This window comes from Bradyrhizobium sp. OK095, assembly GCF_900109945.1.
Taxonomy (GTDB): Bacteria; Pseudomonadota; Alphaproteobacteria; order Rhizobiales; family Xanthobacteraceae; genus Bradyrhizobium.
Genome location: NZ_FOBX01000007.1, coordinates 380189 through 399892, shown reverse-complemented (window position 1 = coordinate 399892; position 19704 = coordinate 380189). Strand labels below are relative to the sequence as shown.

The 19704-nt window shown below is 62.1% G+C and carries 16 protein-coding genes and 1 tRNA gene; 10 read left to right on the top strand and 7 right to left on the bottom strand.

All coding sequences use genetic code 11. The features are described 5' to 3' along the window. Positions 1-77: 77 nt before the first annotated feature. Entirely contained in the window at positions 78-1439 is a 1362-nt protein-coding gene (gene tig / locus BMW89_RS20865) for a trigger factor (protein WP_092028859.1), read from the top strand. A gap of 302 nt (positions 1440-1741) precedes the next feature. Beyond that, positions 1742-2374: an ATP-dependent Clp protease proteolytic subunit gene (locus BMW89_RS20860; RefSeq protein WP_092028858.1), complete on the top strand. Its 633-nt coding sequence runs from the start codon at positions 1742-1744 to the stop codon at positions 2372-2374. Between the two features lie 75 nt (positions 2375-2449). Here the strand turns inward: BMW89_RS20860 and BMW89_RS37400 are convergent, their stop codons facing one another. Continuing rightward, entirely contained in the window at positions 2450-2656 is a 207-nt protein-coding gene (locus tag BMW89_RS37400; protein ID WP_143062800.1) for a hypothetical protein, read from the bottom strand. A gap of 177 nt (positions 2657-2833) precedes the next feature. Here BMW89_RS37400 and clpX point away from each other — a divergent pair, with 177 nt between their 5' ends. From clpX to BMW89_RS20820, 8 genes are all read left to right on the top strand, one after another. Then, positions 2834-4105: an ATP-dependent Clp protease ATP-binding subunit ClpX gene (clpX, locus tag BMW89_RS20855; protein WP_045003136.1), complete on the top strand. Its 1272-nt coding sequence runs from the start codon at positions 2834-2836 to the stop codon at positions 4103-4105. A gap of 325 nt (positions 4106-4430) precedes the next feature. Beyond that, positions 4431-6854 carry an endopeptidase La gene (lon, locus tag BMW89_RS20850; RefSeq protein ID WP_092028857.1) on the top strand — a complete coding sequence of 808 codons (2424 nt, stop codon included), beginning with the start codon at positions 4431-4433 and terminating at the stop codon, positions 6852-6854. Positions 6855-6923: 69 nt separating this feature from the next. Next, the gene (locus BMW89_RS20845; protein WP_092028856.1) at positions 6924-7328 is read left to right on the top strand and encodes a GFA family protein; all 405 of its coding nucleotides are present in this window, start codon (positions 6924-6926) and stop codon (positions 7326-7328) included. A gap of 64 nt (positions 7329-7392) precedes the next feature. Beyond that, a tRNA-Val gene (locus BMW89_RS20840) sits at positions 7393-7469 on the top strand. A gap of 258 nt (positions 7470-7727) precedes the next feature. Continuing rightward, positions 7728-8372: a hypothetical protein gene (locus BMW89_RS20835; protein WP_092028855.1), complete on the top strand. Its 645-nt coding sequence runs from the start codon at positions 7728-7730 to the stop codon at positions 8370-8372. 3 nt (positions 8373-8375) lie between these two features. Next, a complete protein-coding gene (locus tag BMW89_RS20830; RefSeq protein WP_092028854.1) occupies positions 8376-9215 on the top strand; it encodes a hypothetical protein in 840 nt (279 codons plus the stop codon). Position 9216: 1 nt separating this feature from the next. Further along, positions 9217-10206, top strand: coding sequence for a metallophosphoesterase family protein (locus BMW89_RS20825; RefSeq protein WP_177196205.1), 990 nt, complete (start codon positions 9217-9219; stop codon positions 10204-10206). 120 nt (positions 10207-10326) lie between these two features. Continuing rightward, positions 10327-11187, top strand: a complete 861-nt coding sequence (locus tag BMW89_RS20820; RefSeq protein ID WP_177196218.1) for a class I SAM-dependent methyltransferase — start codon at positions 10327-10329, stop codon at positions 11185-11187. A gap of 129 nt (positions 11188-11316) precedes the next feature. On the opposite strand, the gene BMW89_RS20815 is transcribed toward BMW89_RS20820, so the two are convergent. From BMW89_RS20815 to pepT, 6 genes are all read right to left on the bottom strand, one after another. After that, a complete protein-coding gene (locus BMW89_RS20815) occupies positions 11317-12267 on the bottom strand; it encodes a cation diffusion facilitator family transporter (RefSeq protein ID WP_177196204.1) in 951 nt (316 codons plus the stop codon). 2 nt (positions 12268-12269) lie between these two features. Further along, positions 12270-15479, bottom strand: a complete 3210-nt coding sequence (ihpC, locus tag BMW89_RS20810) for a divalent metal ion exporter subunit IhpC (protein ID WP_092028851.1) — start codon at positions 15477-15479, stop codon at positions 12270-12272. Then, a complete protein-coding gene (gene ihpB, locus BMW89_RS20805; protein WP_092028850.1) occupies positions 15472-16449 on the bottom strand; it encodes a divalent metal ion exporter adaptor subunit IhpB in 978 nt (325 codons plus the stop codon). Before ihpB ends, ihpC begins: the two co-directional genes overlap by 8 nt. Beyond that, entirely contained in the window at positions 16446-17720 is a 1275-nt protein-coding gene (ihpA, locus tag BMW89_RS20800) for a divalent metal ion exporter subunit IhpA (protein WP_092028849.1), read from the bottom strand. Before ihpA ends, ihpB begins: the two co-directional genes overlap by 4 nt. Before the next feature lie 56 nt (positions 17721-17776). Then, positions 17777-18064, bottom strand: coding sequence for a hypothetical protein (locus BMW89_RS20795; RefSeq protein ID WP_244547643.1), 288 nt, complete (start codon positions 18062-18064; stop codon positions 17777-17779). A gap of 323 nt (positions 18065-18387) precedes the next feature. Beyond that, positions 18388-19638 (bottom strand): peptidase T, encoded by a 1251-nt coding sequence (pepT, locus tag BMW89_RS20790; RefSeq protein WP_092028847.1) that lies wholly within the window; start codon positions 19636-19638, stop codon positions 18388-18390. Between the last annotated feature and the right edge of the window lie 66 nt (positions 19639-19704).

Genomic DNA, 19704 nt, shown 5'->3' with positions numbered 1-19704 from the left:
CTTCGCGCCGGATCGATTAATGACAGCGTCCCGACGCGATAGCGTGCCGGGACCGAACGAGAAGAAGATTGGACGCCATGCAGGTCACAGAAACCCTCTCGGAAGGTTTGAAGCACGAGTTCAAGATCAGCGTCCCCGCGTCTGATCTCGACGCCAAGGCCGGTGCCAAGCTCGTCGACCTCAAGGACAAGGTCAAAATCAACGGCTTCCGTCCCGGCAAGGTGCCGGTCGCACATTTGAAGAAGGTGTATGGCCGCTCGGTGATGGCTGAGACCATCGACCAGACCATCCGCGACACCAACACCCAGCTGTTCTCCGAGCGCGGCTTCAAGCTCGCGACCGAGCCCAAGATCACCATGCCGAGCGAGCAGGCCGAGGTCGAGGAGCTGCTCAACGGCAAAACCGATCTGACCTACACGGTCGCGATCGAGGTGGTGCCCGCGATCGCGCTCGCCGACTTCAAGGCCTTCCAGGTCGAGAAGCCCGTCGCTGACGTCTCCGACACCGATGTCGACGAGGCGATCAAGCGCATCGCCGACACCAACCGCGGCTATGCCGCGAAGGCTGACGGCGCGAAGGCCGAATCGGGCGACCGCGTCACCATCAACTTCAAGGGCAGCATCAACGGCGAAGTCTTCGAGGGCGGCACCGGCGAAGGCATCCAGGTTGCGATCGGCTCCAACACCTTCATCCCCGGTTTCGAGGAGCAGCTCATCGGCATCGGCGCCAACGAGACGCGTACGCTGAAACTGTCGTTCCCCAAGAACTACATGAATGACAAGCTCGCCGGCCAGCCGGCCGAGTTCGAGACCACCGCGACCCTGATCGAGGCGCCGCAGGACGTCGCGATCGACGACGAGTTCGCCAAGACGCTCGGCCTCGAATCGCTGGACAAGCTGAAGGAAGCCGCACGCGAGCGTCTCTCCGCCGAGTTCGCGGGTGCGACGCGCCAGCGCGTCAAGCGCGCGCTGCTCGACCAACTCGACGAGGCGCATCGCTTCGAGGCGCCGCCGTCGCTGGTTGACGAAGAGTTCAACCTGATGTGGAACTCGGTCAAGGCCGAGATGGACTCCGCCGGCAAGACCTTTGCCGACGAGGACACCACTGAGGACAAGGCCAAGGAAGAGTACCACAAGATCGCCGACCGCCGCGTGCGCCTCGGCCTCGTGCTCTCCGAGATCGGCGAGAAGAACAAGATCACCGTGACCGACGACGAGGTCGGCCGCGCCGTAATCGAGCGCGCGCGCTCGATGCCGGGCCGCGAGAAGGAAGTCTGGGACTTCTATCGCAGCAACGCTCAGGCGCTGGCCCAGCTTCGTGCACCGATCTACGAGGACAAGGTCGTCGACTTCATCCTCGAGCTCGCCAACGTGACCGAGAAGAAGGTCTCGCGCGAGGATCTCTACAAGGACGACGAGGCGGAAAAGACCGCGGCCTGAAGGCTTTGAGCAATCCCTTCTTGAGGAAGCCTTCTATTAAGGATGATCAGCGGAAGGGCCCGGCTAGCCATGTGGCTGGCTGGGCCTTTTTGCAAGAATCAGCTTCAAGTGCCCGGTGGATTAAGCCTTAATTCGCTCCGCACTTGTCTGGCGCGAATTGGGCTATATCTGTCGGTACGCCCTGTACCCGAGTTTCTCTACGAACAAATTCTGCATCACGGGACGTCCATCGCCTTCCGGCAAATCCAGCCAAACTGGCAGCCAAGACAGGCGGTGTCTGCGTCCGAAACCCTAGGTGACTCATGCGCGATCCGGTTGAAACCTACATGAACCTCGTGCCCATGGTGGTCGAGCAGACCAACCGTGGCGAGCGCGCCTACGACATTTTCTCGCGCCTGCTGAAGGAGCGTATCATCTTCCTGACCGGGCCGGTCGAGGACGGCATGTCGACGCTGATCGTCGCGCAGCTCCTGTTCCTTGAAGCGGAAAATCCGAAGAAGGAAATCTCGATGTACATCAACTCGCCGGGTGGCGTGGTGACGTCGGGCCTTGCGATCTACGACACCATGCAGTTCATCCGCCCGCCGGTCTCGACGCTGTGCACGGGCCAGGCCGCGTCAATGGGCTCGCTGCTGCTTTGCGCCGGCGAGAAGGACATGCGCTTCTCGCTGCCGAACGCGCGCATCATGGTGCACCAGCCCTCCGGCGGCTTCCAGGGCCAGGCCACCGACATCATGCTCCACGCCCAGGAAATCCTGAACCTGAAGAAGCGGCTCAACGAGATCTACGTGAAGCACACCGGCCAGACTTATAAGACGATCGAGGATGCGCTGGAACGCGACAAGTTCCTGACCGCGAACGACGCCAAGGAGTTCGGCCTGGTCGACAGGGTCATCGACAAGCGCGTCGAAGAGCCTGCGGCGAAGGCCCCGTAGCACTACTGGTTTGTCACGGCGATCCCTCCTGAAAACTCTTGGGGATCGCCTGTGACCGTCAGGGGCGTGTTCACGTTAGGTGCGCGTGCGCGCAATGCAAAACGGTGTTTTGCGCCCTGCGACAAGCAGAAAGTTCCGCTTTCGTGCTTGTTTTTCGTGGCAATCCAGCAACGTCGGGGTGATTTCGATCACTTCGCCCGTGCCAAGACCGGAAATCACGGTATTGTCACGGGTAGCCGGCGACCCCCGATTAGCGAATTCTTGATAGTCGGGTGACAGCATGGTTGGCTACGAACGATCGGCTATGATCGCGGAGAATCGAGTGACCGTGATTCGCACGGTATGTAACGCGTAGGGTCTTTTTTGGTACGGAATTTGCTCTATTTGAGTCCCTTGCCCGCCGATGTAGCGGGATGGGACGATCGAGCGGACGAGATCGAACCGCGGACGGAGACATGAATGAGTAAGGTCGGCACGAGCGACTCCAAGAACACGCTGTATTGCTCGTTCTGCGGCAAGAGCCAGCACGAAGTCCGCAAACTGATCGCGGGTCCCACGGTCTTCATTTGCGACGAGTGCGTCGAGCTCTGCATGGACATCATCCGTGAGGAAAACAAATCCTCGCTGGTGAAGTCGCGCGACGGCATTCCGACGCCGAAGGAAATCTGCAAGGTCCTGGACGATTACGTGATCGGTCAGAGCCATGCGAAGAAGGTCCTGTCGGTCGCGGTGCACAATCACTACAAGCGCCTCAACCACCAGACCAAGCACAACGACGTCGAGCTTGCGAAGTCGAACATCCTGCTGATCGGTCCGACCGGTTCGGGCAAGACGCTGCTCGCGCAGACGCTCGCCCGCATCCTGGACGTGCCGTTCACGATGGCGGATGCGACGACGCTGACCGAAGCCGGCTATGTCGGCGAGGACGTCGAGAACATCATCCTGAAGCTGCTCCAGTCCGCCGATTACAATGTCGAGCGCGCCCAGCGCGGCATCGTCTACATCGACGAGATCGACAAGATCAGCCGCAAGTCCGACAATCCCTCGATCACGCGCGACGTGTCGGGTGAGGGCGTGCAGCAGGCGCTGTTGAAGATCATGGAAGGCACGGTGGCTTCGGTCCCGCCGCAGGGCGGCCGCAAGCATCCCCAGCAGGAATTCCTGCAGGTGGACACCACCAACATCCTGTTCATCTGCGGCGGTGCGTTCTCGGGTCTCGAAAAGATCATCTCGGCGCGCGGACGCTCGACCTCGATCGGGTTCGCAGCCCAGGTGCTCGCGCCGGAAGATCGCCGCACCGGCGAAATCTTCCGTCACGTCGAGCCTGAGGATCTGCTGAAGTACGGCCTGATCCCCGAGTTCGTCGGCCGCCTGCCGGTGGTCGCGACGCTCGAGGATCTCGACGAGGCCTCGCTAAAGAAGATCCTGGTCGAGCCGAAGAACGCGCTGGTGAAACAGTACCAGCGGCTGTTCGAGATGGAGAACATCGAGCTGACCTTCGCCGACGAGGCGCTTGGCGCGGTCGCCCGCAGGGCGATCGAGCGCAAGACCGGCGCGCGTGGTCTGCGTTCGATCCTCGAGGCGATCCTGCTTGAGACCATGTTCGACCTGCCGGGTCTGGAAGGTGTGGAAGAAGTCGTGATTTCCCGCGAAGTCGTGGAAGGAACGGCGCGTCCGCTCTACATCTACGCCGATCGGTCCGATCGTGCGGTCGAGAACGCCAGCGCCTGATTTGCGGCGCTGGAACGCTTCCAATCGTCTTTGATAGTAACGGCTGCGGAAGGGTTCTCCGCAGCCGGTGTTGCGTCGCTTGTTCGCGTGCGTAAGCGCCTGATGGCGCGCGTCTTTCAATGACTTGACACCCCCCCGGTCGATAGCCACCTAATGTCGACGGCGAGCGAGAATTCTGTTCAAGATTCGCCTTAGTTCCGATCCGGCAAGCCCGGTCCAACCTACCAATGGTAGACCGGTTTTACGGATCACCTCGGCACCTTGTGGCGGTTGCGCATGATCATGGCGGGCTGCGTGCAGGGGGGCAAAGCAAAAGGAAAAGGCCATGACCAATCCAAAACCCCGGCCAACCATTGTCCATGGCGAAACGCACGCCTATCCCGTGCTGCCGTTGCGCGACATCGTCGTCTTCCCGCACATGATCGTTCCGCTCTTCGTCGGCCGCGAGAAGTCGATCCGCGCGCTCGAAGAGGTGATGAAGAACGACGCGCTGATCATGCTCGCGACGCAGAAGAATGCGTCCGACGATGATCCGGCGCCCGATTCCATTTACGAGACCGGTACGCTTGCCAGCGTGCTCCAGCTCTTGAAGCTTCCCGACGGCACCGTGAAGGTGCTGGTCGAAGGGCTCGAGCGCGCGCGCGTGCAGAAGTACACCGATCGCAGCGAGTATTACGAAGCGACCGCGATTGCGCTCGCCGACACCGACGGCAAGTCGGTCGAGGCGGAAGCCATGTCGCGCTCTGTCGTGTCCGACTTCGAGAGCTATGTGAAGCTCAACAAGAAGATCTCGGCCGAGGTCGTCGGCGTCGTGCAGGCGATTACCGATTTCGCCAAGCTCGCCGACACCGTTGCGTCGCATCTCGCCGTCAAGATCGCCGATCGCCAGCAGATCCTGGAGACGCTGTCCGTCACCACGCGCCTGGAGAAGGTGCTGGGCCTGATGGAGAGCGAGATTTCGGTGTTGCAGGTCGAGAAGCGGATTCGTTCTCGTGTTAAACGACAAATGGAGAAGACCCAGCGCGAGTATTATCTCAACGAGCAGATGAAGGCGATCCAGAAGGAACTGGGCGACGACGACGGTCGCGACGAACTCGCCGATCTCGAAGAGAAGATCTCCAAGACCAAGCTCTCCAAGGAAGCGCGCGAGAAGGCGCAGCATGAATTGAAGAAGCTGCGCCAGATGTCGCCGATGTCCGCGGAAGCGACCGTCGTGCGCAACTATCTGGATTGGCTGCTGTCGATCCCGTGGAACAAAAAGTCCAAGGTGAAGAAGGATCTGGAATCGGCGCAAGGCGTCCTGGACTCCGATCACTACGGGCTGGAGAAGGTCAAGGAACGCATCGTCGAGTATCTCGCGGTGCAGTCGCGCGCCAACAAGCTGACGGGCCCGATCCTGTGCCTCGTCGGGCCTCCCGGCGTCGGCAAGACCTCGCTCGGCAAGTCGATCGCGAAGGCGACCGGACGTGAGTTCGTGCGCGTCTCGCTCGGCGGCGTGCGCGACGAGGCCGAGATCCGCGGTCACCGCCGCACCTATATCGGCTCGATGCCCGGCAAGATCATCCAGTCGATGCGGAAGGCGAAGTCGTCCAATCCGCTGTTCCTGCTGGACGAGATCGACAAGATGGGCGCCGATTTCCGCGGCGATCCGTCCTCGGCCTTGCTCGAGGTCCTCGACCCCGAGCAGAACGGGACTTTCAACGACCACTATCTCGAGGTCGACTACGATCTGTCCAACGTGATGTTCATCACGACCGCGAATACGCTCAATATTCCGGGACCGCTGATGGACCGCATGGAGATCATCCGGATCGCGGGCTACACCGAGAACGAGAAGGTCGAGATCGCGCGCAAGCATCTGATCCCGAACACGGTGTCCAAGCACGGCCTGGACTCCAAGGAGTTCTCGATCGACGACGACGCGCTGCTGCTTCTGATCCGCCGCTACACCCGCGAAGCGGGCGTGCGTAATCTGGAGCGTGAGCTTTCGACACTCGCCCGCAAGGCGGTGAAGGAGCTGATGATCTCCAAGAAGAAGTCGGTCAAGGTCACCGAGAAGACTCTGGAAGAGCTTCTGGGTGTGCCGAAGTACCGCTACGGCGAGATCGAGAGCGAGCCGCAGGTCGGCATCGTCACCGGACTTGCCTGGACCGATGTCGGCGGCGAGCTCCTGACCATCGAAGGCGTCATGATGCCCGGCAAGGGCAAGATGACGGTCACCGGAAACTTGCGCGACGTGATGAAAGAGTCGATCTCGGCGGCGGCGTCCTATGTCCGCTCGCGCGCGATCGTCTACGGCATCGAGCCGCCGCTGTTCGACCGGCGCGACATCCACGTGCACGTGCCGGAAGGCGCGACGCCGAAGGACGGTCCGTCGGCGGGCGTGGCCATGGCCACCGCGATCATCTCGGTCATGACCGGCATCCCGGTCCGCCATGATGTCGCGATGACCGGCGAGATCACGCTGCGCGGCCGCGTGCTGCCGATCGGCGGTCTGAAGGAGAAGCTGCTGGCTGCGGCCCGCGGCGGCATCAAGACGGTGCTGATCCCCGAGGACAACGCCAAGGATCTCACGGAGATTTCCGATGCGATCAAGGGCGGCATGGAGATCATCCCGGTCTCGCGTCTCGACGACGTCGTCGCCAGGGCGCTGGTCAAGAAGCCCGTGCCGATCGTCTGGGAAGAGGACACCAAGGTGACGGTGAAGCCGGATGGCGACGAAGCCCCCGGCGGCCTGACCGCTCACTGAGATCGCAATTCGAAAAGATGATAAAACGGCGCCTTCGGGCGCCGTTTTTGTTTTGGGGAAAGGGATGCGATGCAGGTCGACGGTCACTGCCATTGCGGGACGATCAGCTATGAGGCCGAGATCGACCCCGAGACGGTCTCGGTGTGCCATTGCCGGGACTGCCAGACCCTAACGGGATCGCCGTTCCGGGTCACGGCGATCTGCACCGCTGCCGACGTCAAGCTCACCGCCGGCACGCCAAAGGTCTACGGCAAGCGCGGCGACAATGGCCGGATGCGCTTCCAGCACTTCTGCGCCGCTTGCGGTTCCCCGCTGTTCACCAGCGGCGAGGGCGACCAGGCCGACGATTGGGGCATCCGCTGGGGCTCTATCCGCCAGCGCGACGCCCTGCGCCCCGTCAGGCAGATCTGGTGCCAGTCGGCGGCAGTGTGGATCGATGCGGTGCCGTCGCTGCCGGGCAGGCCGGGGGATTGAGGGCCTGGGAATGGGCGTTCCGTACTTGCCCGCACGGGGCGGGTAGGGATAAAGAAGCGCCGTGGGGCGGTTAGCTCAGCTGGTTAGAGCATCTCGTTTACACCGAGAGGGTCCGCGGTTCGAATCCGTGACCGCCCACCAGAGCTTCTAAAGTTAGTTGCAGAAAGGATATTTTGTCGCAACTTATTGATTTGTATGTAGTTCGTCCCACTTTATGGATCAGTCGCGGTCTTGTATTCCGGAATTGTTTGGGTTTGGATGCGGGGTCTCGCTCTTTGTCGGCGTGCATTGAACCAGGAAAGACGCTCTTTACGGTTCCAATGTAAGATTGGAAGCCAAGGGTGAGGATTTGAGTTAATGGTATCGCCGCGTCTCTTTCCGCCTCTATCGATAGGTGCAATGCTCGCGGAAATCGCGCAGCTTAGCGATACGCAAATCGACGTTATCGAATCTGAGATGAAGAGGCCGCAGGCCTCTCTCTCTGACAATGCACGTTGGGACATTTTGGCGGAAAAGCTTGGTCTTGACCGCGAGATCGTAGAGTACCTTTTTTCTTTCTTGGCATTCTTGAACACTGAACTCGATAAAAAGGCGTCGAACGAAGCGGAGCGCGCTCTTCTGATCGACTCGCTACTTTCGGATTTCGAAGTCGAACATGACGAGGATGAGACCCCTGAGGAAGTCGCCAGCACTGTTCATAGGTTAAAACAACGACTACTGACTCTTGCGGCTCATTCCGATGGCGCTGTTTTTCACCGGAAGATTCTTAGACTTCGCAAAGGCTTTCTGCGCAACGCTAAATCATTCTCGACTTTTGTCGATTTGCGTCCGGCCCTGAATGAGGATCGCACCGCTATAGATGGTTTTGTTACGATTGTTCAAATGCAAATATCGACTGATCGCGATGATGAAGAGCCTACGATTTTGATGCAGTTGGATTCAGAGGCCCTATCCAAGCTGCTGGAAGCTGTCGTCGATGCCCAAAAAAAGGTCGCGCTTATGGAGTCCAGCGGCTATTCGCTAGACCGAATCTCAAATAAATAAGTCATGCTGAATTTTTCGGTACTTGAAACTAGTTTGAATTTGGTTGTGGATGTGCCGGATTTTGCGGTGCATGACAAGCCTGATTTATCTCAGTGGAAGGTTGAGTACGAAACGGTCGCGCGACGCCGGCGATTGGAGCGCTCTCGAGGGCAGTTGGTAACGGTGCGCCCACGAGGCAAACAATTTGCGAAACACGTCGATTTTGTCGGCTACGCGACCGCCTCGGTTTCCTCATCTGAGATAAAGAGGATCGCTGGCTCGGTTGTCATGGACTCTGTAGCAGAGGCGCTAGCGACAAAGAGTGATGTACGGCCGTCATTCAAAGAGGTGCGGAGGGTCGCACCTGCAATCCATATAACGTCCGATTTTCCGGTTTTCCGGCCTAGTCCGGAGCTAACTGCGGTCTGGTTGCAAGGTGTGTTGGATCATCTGCGGGAAATGCAGATTTCGAAAGAGTATCGAACACGCTTCGAAGCGTTTCTGAATATGTCGCGCCAACAGGTAGTTGATGAATTTGGTGTGCGGCTGCAGAGAATAATGGCGACGATTGGGAATCGCCAGCGTTATGGAATCGAGGGGGCTTGGCCTTTGGCTAAGGGCGGCCAGTTCTCATTAGTGTTCCAACATCTTGTCCTCGATCGTTTGCCGATCAGGCCGGACGACAGCTCTCGCTTCTTCTCGTTGCTTCTAACTGAGCTCATGCAATGGTTGGAGTCTGGGCAACAAATTGGTGGCTCGTGGGGGCGATTGCGGATTGATCATGAACTAATTTTGCTGGAGATTTCTCCACGACAATCTGTCACTAAAATTGAGGGAAGGGCTCGCGCTAAAGTCCTCGAATAACGTGAGCCTATTTCGCATATTACATATTTCAGATTTTCATTTCTGCGTTCATCCAAATCGGAAGAATTGGTCCCGCTTGTTTCAGGACCCTCCGAGCCTTACCCTGCGACATTTCAGCGGCCCCATCAGTATTGCTACATTTCCGTCTAGCTATTCGGATGAAATGGCCGAGGCATCTGCGAGATTTGTGCTAGAGGAAGGCGAGAATTTCGATCTTTTTGTGGTTTCAGGTGACGTTGCTACGATTGGCACAAAGGAATCAATTGCTGCGGCATTCAATTTCATTGATGACAAACGAGTTCACGAGTACCTCAATTCCCAATGGCGGCCTACACTCGGGGCGGATGAAGAGCGGTTCTTTCTCGTTCCTGGCAATCATGATCGATACCGCGATATTTTCGGCGGGACTGCTTCGCCTGAATTTGACAGGGCTTTTACGAAGTATTGGAGGCCAACGCACGGCGTTCAGCATCGGGTGATACAAGACGGCGATAGCCATTTGGCAGTAGTGGCCGGCGATTTTTGTTTGGCGACAGACGATGAGGCCAGCGGGCTCAACAGGCTGGGAAGAGGAAAAGCTCACGCAGAAGTCGTTGATGAGATGATCTCGCGGACGGCAAATTTACGCGGGAAGTACAGCGACCTAATTGCGATCTGGGTGGTACACTTCCCTCCAATCGGGCTCCCGTGGAAGGAGTCCCCGCTGGTTTTGATTGATGCCGATTATTTCCGTTCGCAAGCCAAGCGCTATGGTGTGGCGTTGGTCTTGGCGGGTCATTTGCACCGAAATCAAGTAGACCTCTCGCCTAATCAAACGCCCGTAATTTGCGGCGGATCGATGTGTGTATGCGAAGGCACCGACCACAACTGGATTCACGGAATCGAGATTGAGTGCGAGGGAGGCGAAGTGAGGGAGGTGCGCAAGAATGATTTTGTGTGGAACGATAATGTCGGCGACTTTGTTGGCACAAGTTTTTCGCGGATACTATAGTTTCTCCAGCGATCATTAGCTTAGGACCTCTTGCAAAGCGGGTAAAACGACTGTCTTAGTAACAGCGCAATTAGCTCGGCATGTGAAAGCGCCAACTCGAAAAAGTGGTCGATGAACACCATTCGTCAGCCCAGTGTACACGACCAAAACGCCGACCAGATCGCCTATTGGAACGGTCCGAGCGGGCAGCGCTGGGCCGATCGCCACGCGGCGCAGGAAAGCCTGCTCGGACCCATTGCCGATGTGCTGATCGACCGCGCCAGGCCGAAGCGGGGCGAGCGTGTCCTCGATGTCGGCTGCGGCTCCGGTGCGACGACCTTTGCGTTCGCGAAAGCTGTTGCTCCGAACGGATTTGCGCTCGGCCTCGACGTCTCCGAGCCGATGCTGTCGCAGGCGCGCGCGTTTGCGCCAAAAGGTCTGCCGCTCGATTTCGCGCTGGCGGATGCGACCGTGCATCCGTTCGAGCCGGCGAGCTTTGATCTGCTTGCCTCGCGCTTCGGCGTGATGTTCTTCGCCGATCCCGTCGCGTCCTTCACCAATCTCCGCCGCGCGCTGAAGCCGTCCGGGCGGCTCGCCTTTGCCTGCTGGCGCGAGCCGAAGGAGAACCCGTGGATGATGGCGCCGCTGATGGCGGTCTACAAGCACGTGCCGAAAATGCCACCGGTCGGGCCGGAGGAGCCGGGCCCGTTCGCCTTCGCTTCGGAAGAGCGCGTGATGCGCATCCTGACAGGTGCCGGTTTCGCGGACGTGGCAATGGAGCCGCACAATCTTGCGATGGACGTTGCAATCGGCGGCGGACTCGAGGCGGCGGTCGAAGGCTCGCTCCAGATCGGCCCCGCCAGCCGCGCACTGCAAGGGCATCCGCCGGAGACGTATGCAGCGGCAAAAGCCTCGATCCGCGAGATGCTCGCGCCGTTCCTGAAGGGGCAGTCGGTGGCATTGCAGGGCGCGATCTGGATCGTGACAGCGAAGGCTTCGTAGGGCGGCGTCGCGCTCTCTCCGCGTCGTCATTGCGAGGAGGTCTTGCGACGAAGCAATCCAGACTGTTCCCGCGGAGGCAGTCTGGATTGCTTCGCTGCGCTCGCAATGACGACGCGGAGGCAGAACGCCTCACACCACATCATCCGGCGCCAGCGCGCAGCCATTGTCGGGATGCGTCTCGACCTGAAGCGTGGTGTGGCCGATGCGGAACGACGCTTTGAGCTGCTGCGCCGTTTCCATCAGGAACGCATCGCCACTACCTGCAGGCATCACGAGGTGGCAGGTCAGCGCCGTCTCCGTCGTCGAGATCGGCCAGACATGGAGATCGTGGATCGCCGAGACGCCGGGCCGCTCCAGCAGAAACATCCTGATCGCGGCGAGATCGGTGCCCTTCGGCGCGGCCGCCATCGACATGTCGATGGAGCTGCGCAACAGGCTCGTCGTGCTCCAGAGGATGGTGGCGCAGATGACGAGGCTGGTGACGGGATCGAGCCAGAGCCAGCCGGTCCAGATGATCAGCGCCGCCGAGACCACGACGCCAAGCGAGACCGCAGCGTCAGCGGCCATGTGCAGATAAGCGCCCTCGATGTTGATGTCGTCCTTGCGTCCGCTGGCGAACAGCATGGCGGTAAAACCGTTGATGAGGATGCCGATGCCGGCGACCACCATCACGGTCACGCCCGCAACCGGCTCCGGCTCGCGCAGCCGCAAAATCGCTTCCCAGCCGATCGCGCCGGTCGCGACCAGCAGGAACACCGCATTCGCCAGCGCTGCCAGAATGGTGGAGGCGCGCAGGCCATAGGTGAAGCGGCCGCTCGGCGCGCGCCGCGCCGCGATCGATGCGCACCAGGCTACGATCAATCCGAGCACGTCGGACAGATTATGGCCGGCATCCGCCAGCAGCGCCGTGGAGTTGCCGAGATAGCCGTAGACCGCTTCCGCCACGACCAGCGCACTGTTGAGGGCAATGCCGATCGCAAAGGCCTTGCCGAAATTGGCGGGCGCATGGACATGCCCGCCGTGGCTGTGGTCGTGGCCGGCGTGATCATGGTCGTGGTCGTGATGGTCGTGGCTGCCCAAATCTAGCGCTCCCCGGAAGCGGCCAAATCAGCCGCCATTGTAGGCGTTTCGCTAGCGACGTCACGGCGGAACAGCAGGTAGAGCGCCGGCAGCACCAGCAGCGTCAGGATGGTCGAGGAGATGATGCCGCCGATCACCACGGTCGCCAGTGGCCGCTGCACCTCGGCGCCGGCACCGGTGGCGAGCGCCATCGGCACGAAGCCGAGGGAGGCGACCAGCGCCGTCATCAGGACCGGGCGCAGCCGCGTCAGCGCACCCTCGCGCACGGCCTCTGCGATCGGCCGTCCCTCGTTGCGCAGCCGTTCGATGAAGGCGATGATGACGAGGCCGTTGAGCACGGCGACACCCGACAGCGCGATGAAGCCGACGCCGGCGCTGATGGACAAGGGAATCCCGCGCAGCAGCAGCGCCGCGACGCCGCCGGTCAGCGCCAGCGGTACGCCGGAGAACACCAGGGCGGCATCCGCCGCCGATCCCATGCCCATGAACAGCAGCAGAAACACCAGCAGCAGCGCCACCGGCACGACGATGGTCAGCCGCTTGGTCGCCGAGACCAGCTGCTCGAACTGTCCACCCCAGCCGATCCAGTAGCCGGGCGGCAGCTTGACCTTCTCTGTCACGGCACCTTGCGCCTCGGCGACGAAGGAGCGCAAATCGCGGCCCCTGACATTGGCCATCACCACGATTCGGCGCTTGCCGTTCTCGCGGCTGATCTGGTTCGGGCCCGGGGCGATCTCGATCGCCGCGACGGAGGACAGGGGCACGTAACGCAGCGCCGTGCTTCCCCCCGGCCACGCGGTCTTGGTGACGGCCGCGACGTCCTCGCCCGGCGGCAGCGGGATCGGCAGCGACTTGATCGCGTCCGGATCGGCCCGCAGGCTTTCGGGCAGCCGCACCACGATGTCGAAGCGGCGATCGCCCTCGAACAGCTTTCCGGCCGGCTTGCCGCCGATCGCGATCTCGACGACGTTTTGCACCTCGCTGAGGCTGAGGCCGTAGCGCGACAGCGCCTGGCGGTCGAGCTTGACGGTGAGGATCGGCAGGCCCGCAACCTGCTCGGTCTTGACGTCGGCCGCGCCCTCGATGCCGCGAATGACGCCGTTGACCTGTTGGGCAACATTGGCGAGCAATTCGAGATCGTCGCCGAAAATCTTCACGCCGACGTCGCTGCGAATGCCGGCGATGAGCTCGTTGAAGCGCATCTGGATCGGCTGGGTCATGCCATAGGCGGTGCCGGGCAGGGTGTTGGCGGCACGTTCGATCTCCTCGATCACCTCGTTCTTCGGCTTTCCGGGATCGGGCCATTCCTCGCGCGGTCTCAGCGTGACATAGGTGTCGGCGACGTTCGGCGGCATCGGATCGTTGGCGATCTCGGCGGTGCCGACCTTGGAGAAGATGGTCGCGACCTCCGGCACCTGCTTGACCGCCTTCTCCAGCCGGAGCTGCATGTCGACGCTCTGGGTCAGGCTGGTGCCGGGAATCCGGATGGTCTCGATGGTGATGTCGCCTTCGTCGAGGCTCGGAATGAATTCGCCGCCCATGCGCGTTGCCGCGAACAGGCTGCCGGCGACGATCAGCATGGCGCCAAACGCGACGCTGCCGCGATAGCGGATGGCGCGGTCGAGCAGCGGCACATAGAACCGCTTTGCCGCCCGCATGAAGATGTTTTCCTTCTCGGAGACCTTGCCGGTGACGAAGATCGCCACGGCTGCGGGGACGAAAGTCACCGACAGCAGCGCCGCGCCTGCGAGCGCCATCAGCACGGTCAGCGCCATCGGCGTGAACATCTTGCCCTCGGTCCCCGTCAGGGTCAGGACCGGCAGATAGACCACGGCAATGATCAGCGTGCCGAACAGGCTCGGCTTGATGACCTCGCTGCTCCCGGCGCGGATCGTCTCCAGCCGTTCCTCCAGCGAGAGCAGCCGGCCGCGCCGGTGTTGCTCCGCGGCGAGGAGCCGCAGGCAGTTCTCCACGATGATGACCGCGCCGTCGACGATGATGCCGAAATCGATCGCGCCGAGGCTCATCAGATTGGCGCTGACCTTGCTTTCGACCATGCCCGTGATCGTGAACAGCATGGACAGGGGGATGACGCAGGCCGTGATCAGCGCTGCGCGGATATTGCCGAGGATCAGGAACAGCACCGCGATCACCAGCGCCGCGCCCTCGACGAGGTTTTTCTCGACGGTCTGGATCGTGGCTTCGACCAGATGGGTCCGGTCATAGACCGCGCGTGCGATCACCCCGTCGGGCAGCGATTTTGCGATCTCCGTGAGCCGGGCCTTCACGCGCTGGGCGACGCCGCGGCTGTTTTCGCCGATCAGCAGCATGGCGGTGCCGAGCACGGTCTCGCTGCCGTTCGCCGTCGCAGCGCCGGTGCGCAGGTCCTGGCCTTCCTGCACGTCGGCAACGTCGCGGATGCGCACCGGCACGCCGCCGCGCGAGCCGATCACGATGTCGCGGATGTCCTCGATGTTGGCGACCTGGCCGGGCGCGCGGACCAGATATTGCTCGCCGTTGCGCTCGATATAGCCGGCGCCGACATTGGAGTTGTTGGCGGCGAGCGCCGTCATGATGTCGCGGAAGCCGAGCTTGTAGGCCATCAGCCGGCCGAGGATCGGCAGCACGTGGAATTGCCGCTCATAGCCGCCGATCGAGTTGACCTCGACCACGCCGGGAATGGTGCGCAGCTGCGGCTTGATGATCCAGTCCTGGATGGTCCGCAGCTCCGTCGGCGTGAACTCGGCGCCGGCAGGCGATTTCGCGCCCGCCTTGGCTTCGACCGAATAGACATAGATCTCGCCGAGCCCGGTCGAGATCGGCCCCATCGCGACCTCGGTGCCTGCAGGCAACAGGTCCTTTGCCTGCTGGATGCGTTCGTTGACGAGCTGCCGGGCGAAATAGATGTCGGTGCCATCCTGGAACACGACCGTGACCTGGCTCAGCCCGTAACGCGAGATCGAGCGGGTGTAGTCGAGTTTTGGCAGGCCGCCCATCGCGGTCTCGATCGGGAAGGTGATGCGCTGCTCGGCTTCGAGCGGCGACAGTCCCGGTGCGCGCGTGTTGATCTGGACCTGCACGTTGGTGACGTCGGGGACGGCGTCGATCGGCAGGCGGGTGAAATTCCAGCCGCCAAAGGCGCCGGCTGCGAGCGCGAGCAGGACCACCAGCCAGCGCTGCCGAACCGAGAAAGAGAGGAGCGCGTCAATCATGACCGGCGTCTCCCTTGCCCATCTCCGCCTTCACGACAAAGCTGTTCTCGGCAACGTAACGCTCGCCGGCGGAGAGGCCGGCGCGGATCTCCACGAATCTCGGATCGGAATCCCCAAGCTCGACCGGGCGCGCCTCGATCTTGTCGCCGTCCTCGCGGACGAACACGATAGTCCTGTTCTCCAGCGTCTGGATCGCGCTCCGGCGCACAGCGACCACGACGTTGCGGGCGGCGAGGATCAGCCGTGCCGTGACGAACAGGCCGGGGCGAAGCCGGCCGTCGGGATTTTGAAGCACGATTCGCGCAAGCGCGGTCTGGGTCTCGCTCGAGCCGATCGGTGCCATGTAGGAGATGGTGCCCTTGATCTCACCGCGGCCGTCATCGGGATCGATCAGCACCCCGTCATTGATGCGGACGCGCTTCAGGTCCTGCCGGTAGATCGACAGATCCACCCAGATGGTGGTGAGGTCGGCGACGACGAAGGCCGGCTTCTGCTCGGAGGCGTATTCGCCGAGCGAGATCTGGCGCTCGATGACGGTGCCGGCGATCGGCGCCTTGAGTTCATAGACGGTCAGGCTCTGGTTGCTCTCGATGGTGGCGAGCAGATCGTCCTTGCCGACCTTGTCGCCGATGCGCCTGAGGATCGATTTTGCGACACCGGGAAAGCGCGGCGTCACCTGAACGACGGCCTCCTGGTTGGCGCGCAAAATGCCGTTGAAGGACAGCGTGTCGGTCAACGTCGCGCTCGCGGCTTCCGCCAGCGTGACGCCGGCGGCGGCGAGCTTGACGTCGGAGATGCGGATGCGGTCGGCGCCGTGCTCGTCCTGCTCGACATGGTCGTTCGGCTTCTCCGGCTTCTTTTCCTCGGCGTGCTCGGTGTGCGTCACCTTGGCCGGGGCGAGCAGGGACGTGCCGTAAGCGCCGAGTGCGATGGCAACGATGGCAATGAGGATGGTGGAGGATGTCTTCATCGTGCGCCCTCCCGGGCCAGCGCAAAGGGATTGCCGACGAGGCCTTCGATGGTCGCGACGCCGGCATGGAAATTCTGGAGCGCTTCCTGCTCGCGCAGCCGCGCCTGGGTGACGCTGGCCTGGGCGTCGAGCACTTCGAGCAGGGTGAAGCGGCCCTGTCCGTAGCCTTGCGCGATCGCGTCCGACGCTTCGGTGGCCTTCGGGATCGCAGTCTCGCGCAACACTGCGAGCTCGCGCAGCGAGCCTTGCAGCGAGTCGTAGGCGCGGCCTGCAATCACGATCAGCGTGTTGCGGTTGGCCTCGCGCTCGGCCTTTGTTTTGGCGAGGCTTTCCTGCGCCGAGAGGATGTTGCCCTGGTTCTGGTCGAACACCGGGATCGGCACCGAGACGGTGAGGCGTGCCGCATCGTCATTGGTCTCGTTGAAATGGCGCCAGCCGGCGGCGATCCGCACGTCGGGATAGGGTCTTAAGCGAGCCATCAGCAGCTCGGCATTGCGCTGGGCATAGACCGCGGTCCAGCGCACCAGCTGCGGATTGGCATCGATGGCGGCGACGACCGACTGGAATGTCGGCGTCTTGCCCATGGTGTCGAGCCGGCCGGAGACCTCGCCGAATTTCGCCGCAGCATCGCCCATCAGCACCGCAAGCTCGCGCCGGGCGCTCGCCAGCGTCGCCTTGAAGCGTTCGCGGTCGGCTTTCACCAGCGCGGACGCCACCTCGGCGCGGCCGGTCTCGGCCGGTGAAGACGCTCCGGCCTCGACGCGGCGGCGGAGCAGCGGCGTCAACTGATCGATCGCGGTGATCTGTTCGTCGAGGATCTGGATCCGCCGCTGCGCGCCGAGCACGCTGAGGAACGCGATCGCGGTCTCCGACAGCACCTCCAACCGGACAGCCTTGCGCTGGATCGCGGCGACCTCGATTCCGGCCGCGCCCGCAGCGATCCGCGCATCGCGCTTGCCGAACAGCTCAAAAGCCTGGCTGATCTGGAGCGTGGTCTCGGCCGATCTGGTGCCGCGATGGATGCCCGAGCCGAACGAATTATCCTGCTCATAGGACAGTTCCGGATTGAGGAGCGCGCCGGCCTGGATCCGCTGTCCGGTGGCGATGCCGACATCGCGTTCCGCCGCCGTCAGGCGCGGGCTCGCGGCCAGTGCGCGCGACAGCGCCGCGCGCATCGTCAGGGTCTGGGCGTGCGCGTGTTGCGTCAGCCAGGGGCCAACGAAAATCGCCATCGCGCACGCAAGGCGCGCGGCAGTCCGTCTGCAAGACATGAAGATGACCTGTGAACAAAAGCATCGTGGGCGCGCGTGGCGCCCGGCTGATCGGTTCAGGTCAGGTGTTTGGGAGGCGGGGACGTCGTGTCGGGTGCGATGCCGACGAGCGTCGGCTGCTGCTGCGCGACCGGTGCGGCAATGATATCGGCCGCGGCGCCCGCGTGCAGAGGCTGCACAACGGCGACCGAGAAGCAGCCATGGCAGTGATGGCCGCCGAGCGTCTTGTGATCGCTGTGGTCGGCAGCGCCGCCGTCGAGAATCGAGGCGATCTCCGAGCCGCCGGAGGGGCTGGTGACATCGATGTCGTGCGCGCCGTGCAGTACGCCCGACAGCAGATACATGACCGCGACGAGCACAGCCAGCAGCCCGCGCCAATGGCGCAGGCGGCGAAGACTGTAGGGGCGGATCGCAGTCACTGTTGCACTCAGGTTCCTGATCCGCCTGCGGTAGCATGGCGGCCCGAACAGTGTCGACCCGCAACAGTGTTACATGTGGGGAACTCGATGTCGCACACGCCAAACGCAAAAAAGGCCCCAGCCCGGGGCTGACCGGCTGAGGCCTTCTGTGCTCACAATCTCTATCCTTGGGACTTGAACGTCCAACCTGCCGATTGCTGGATCGTTCCGTCGAGGGCAGAAATTATTTCGTCTATTGCCGGACGGGCCTACGCCTTCTCCTCCCAGATCATCGCAAGGTGCACGATGGTCTGTACCGCCTTCTCCATGTCCTGACGGCTCACCCATTCGAGCCGCGAATGGAACGCGTGCTCGCCGGCAAAGATGTTGGGGCAGGGCAGGCCCATGAAGGACAGGCGCGAGCCGTCGGTGCCGCCGCGGATCGCGGTGCGCATCGGGCGGAGACCTGCGCGGCGGATCGCTTCGATGGCGTATTCGAGGATGTGCGGGTGGCGGTCGATCACCTGCTTCATGTTGCGGTACTGCTCGCGCACCTCGAAGGTGTAGGTCGAGCGCGGATAGTCCTTCATGACGTCCTTGACGATGCCCTCGAGCAGGTCCTCCTTCTCCTTCAGCCCGTCCTCGGTGAAGTCGCGCACGATGAAGGAGAGCGTCGCCTGCTCCAGCGCGCCGTCGATGCCGATCGGATGCAGAAAGCCCTGCTTGCCTGACGTCGTCTCCGGCGAGCAGCCTTCCTTCGGCAGCCGCTCGACGATGGCGGCTGCGATCTTGATGGCGTGCTCCATCTTGCCCTTGGCGTAGCCGGGATGGGCGCTGACGCCGTTGATGGTGATGGTGGCGCCGTCGGCCGAGAAGGTCTCGTCCTCGATGCAGCCCGCGCTCTCGCCGTCCATGGTGTAGCCGAACTCGGCGCCGAGCTTCTTGATGTCGACATTGTCGACGCCGCGGCCGATCTCCTCGTCGGGCGTGAACAGGATCTTGATGGTGCCGTGCTTCACATCGGGGTTGTTGATGAAGAAATACGCGGCATCCATGATCTCGGCGACGCCTGCCTTGTTGTCGGCGCCCAGCAGCGTGGTGCCGTCGGTGGTGATGATGTCGTTGCCGATCTGGTTCTTCAGCGCGGGATGTTCAGTGAACCGGATCACCTGGCTGGTGTCGCCCGGCAGCGTGATATCGCCGCCGCGATAGTCCTTCACGATCTGCGGCTTGACGTCCTTGCCGGTGACGTCGGGCGAGGTGTCCATGTGCGAGCAGAAGCAGATCACCGGCACCTTCTTGGTCGTAGTGGCCGGGATCGTTCCGTAGACATAGCCGTAATCGTCGAGATGGGCGTCCGCGACGCCGATGGCCTTCAGCTCGGCGGCGAGCACGCGGCCGAGGTCTTTCTGCTTCTCGGTCGAGGGCGAGGCCGGGGATGCCGGATCGGACTGGGTGTCGATGGTGACGTAGCGCAGGAAGCGCTCGGTCACGGTGTGCGTGAAATTGAGGGAGGACATTTCTGGTCAAACCGCCGGGGTTTTGGGGAAGCAGGCGGTATATCAGAAAAGCGGGCTTTGATGCGA

Coding starts and splice junctions, on each gene's coding strand:
- tig (WP_092028859.1), top strand. CDS start 78: ATGCAGGTCACAGAAACCCTCTCGGAAGGTTTGAAGCACGAGTTCAAG.
- BMW89_RS20860 (WP_092028858.1), top strand. CDS start 1,742: ATGCGCGATCCGGTTGAAACCTACATGAACCTCGTGCCCATGGTGGTC.
- BMW89_RS37400 (WP_143062800.1), bottom strand. CDS start 2,656: ATGCTGTCACCCGACTATCAAGAATTCGCTAATCGGGGGTCGCCGGCT.
- clpX (WP_045003136.1), top strand. CDS start 2,834: ATGAGTAAGGTCGGCACGAGCGACTCCAAGAACACGCTGTATTGCTCG.
- lon (WP_092028857.1), top strand. CDS start 4,431: ATGACCAATCCAAAACCCCGGCCAACCATTGTCCATGGCGAAACGCAC.
- BMW89_RS20845 (WP_092028856.1), top strand. CDS start 6,924: ATGCAGGTCGACGGTCACTGCCATTGCGGGACGATCAGCTATGAGGCC.
- BMW89_RS20835 (WP_092028855.1), top strand. CDS start 7,728: ATGCTCGCGGAAATCGCGCAGCTTAGCGATACGCAAATCGACGTTATC.
- BMW89_RS20830 (WP_092028854.1), top strand. CDS start 8,376: ATGCTGAATTTTTCGGTACTTGAAACTAGTTTGAATTTGGTTGTGGAT.
- ihpC (WP_092028851.1), bottom strand. CDS start 15,479: ATGATTGACGCGCTCCTCTCTTTCTCGGTTCGGCAGCGCTGGCTGGTG.
- ihpB (WP_092028850.1), bottom strand. CDS start 16,449: ATGAAGACATCCTCCACCATCCTCATTGCCATCGTTGCCATCGCACTC.
- ihpA (WP_092028849.1), bottom strand. CDS start 17,720: ATGTCTTGCAGACGGACTGCCGCGCGCCTTGCGTGCGCGATGGCGATT.
- BMW89_RS20795 (WP_244547643.1), bottom strand. CDS start 18,064: ATGTATCTGCTGTCGGGCGTACTGCACGGCGCGCACGACATCGATGTC.
- pepT (WP_092028847.1), bottom strand. CDS start 19,638: ATGTCCTCCCTCAATTTCACGCACACCGTGACCGAGCGCTTCCTGCGC.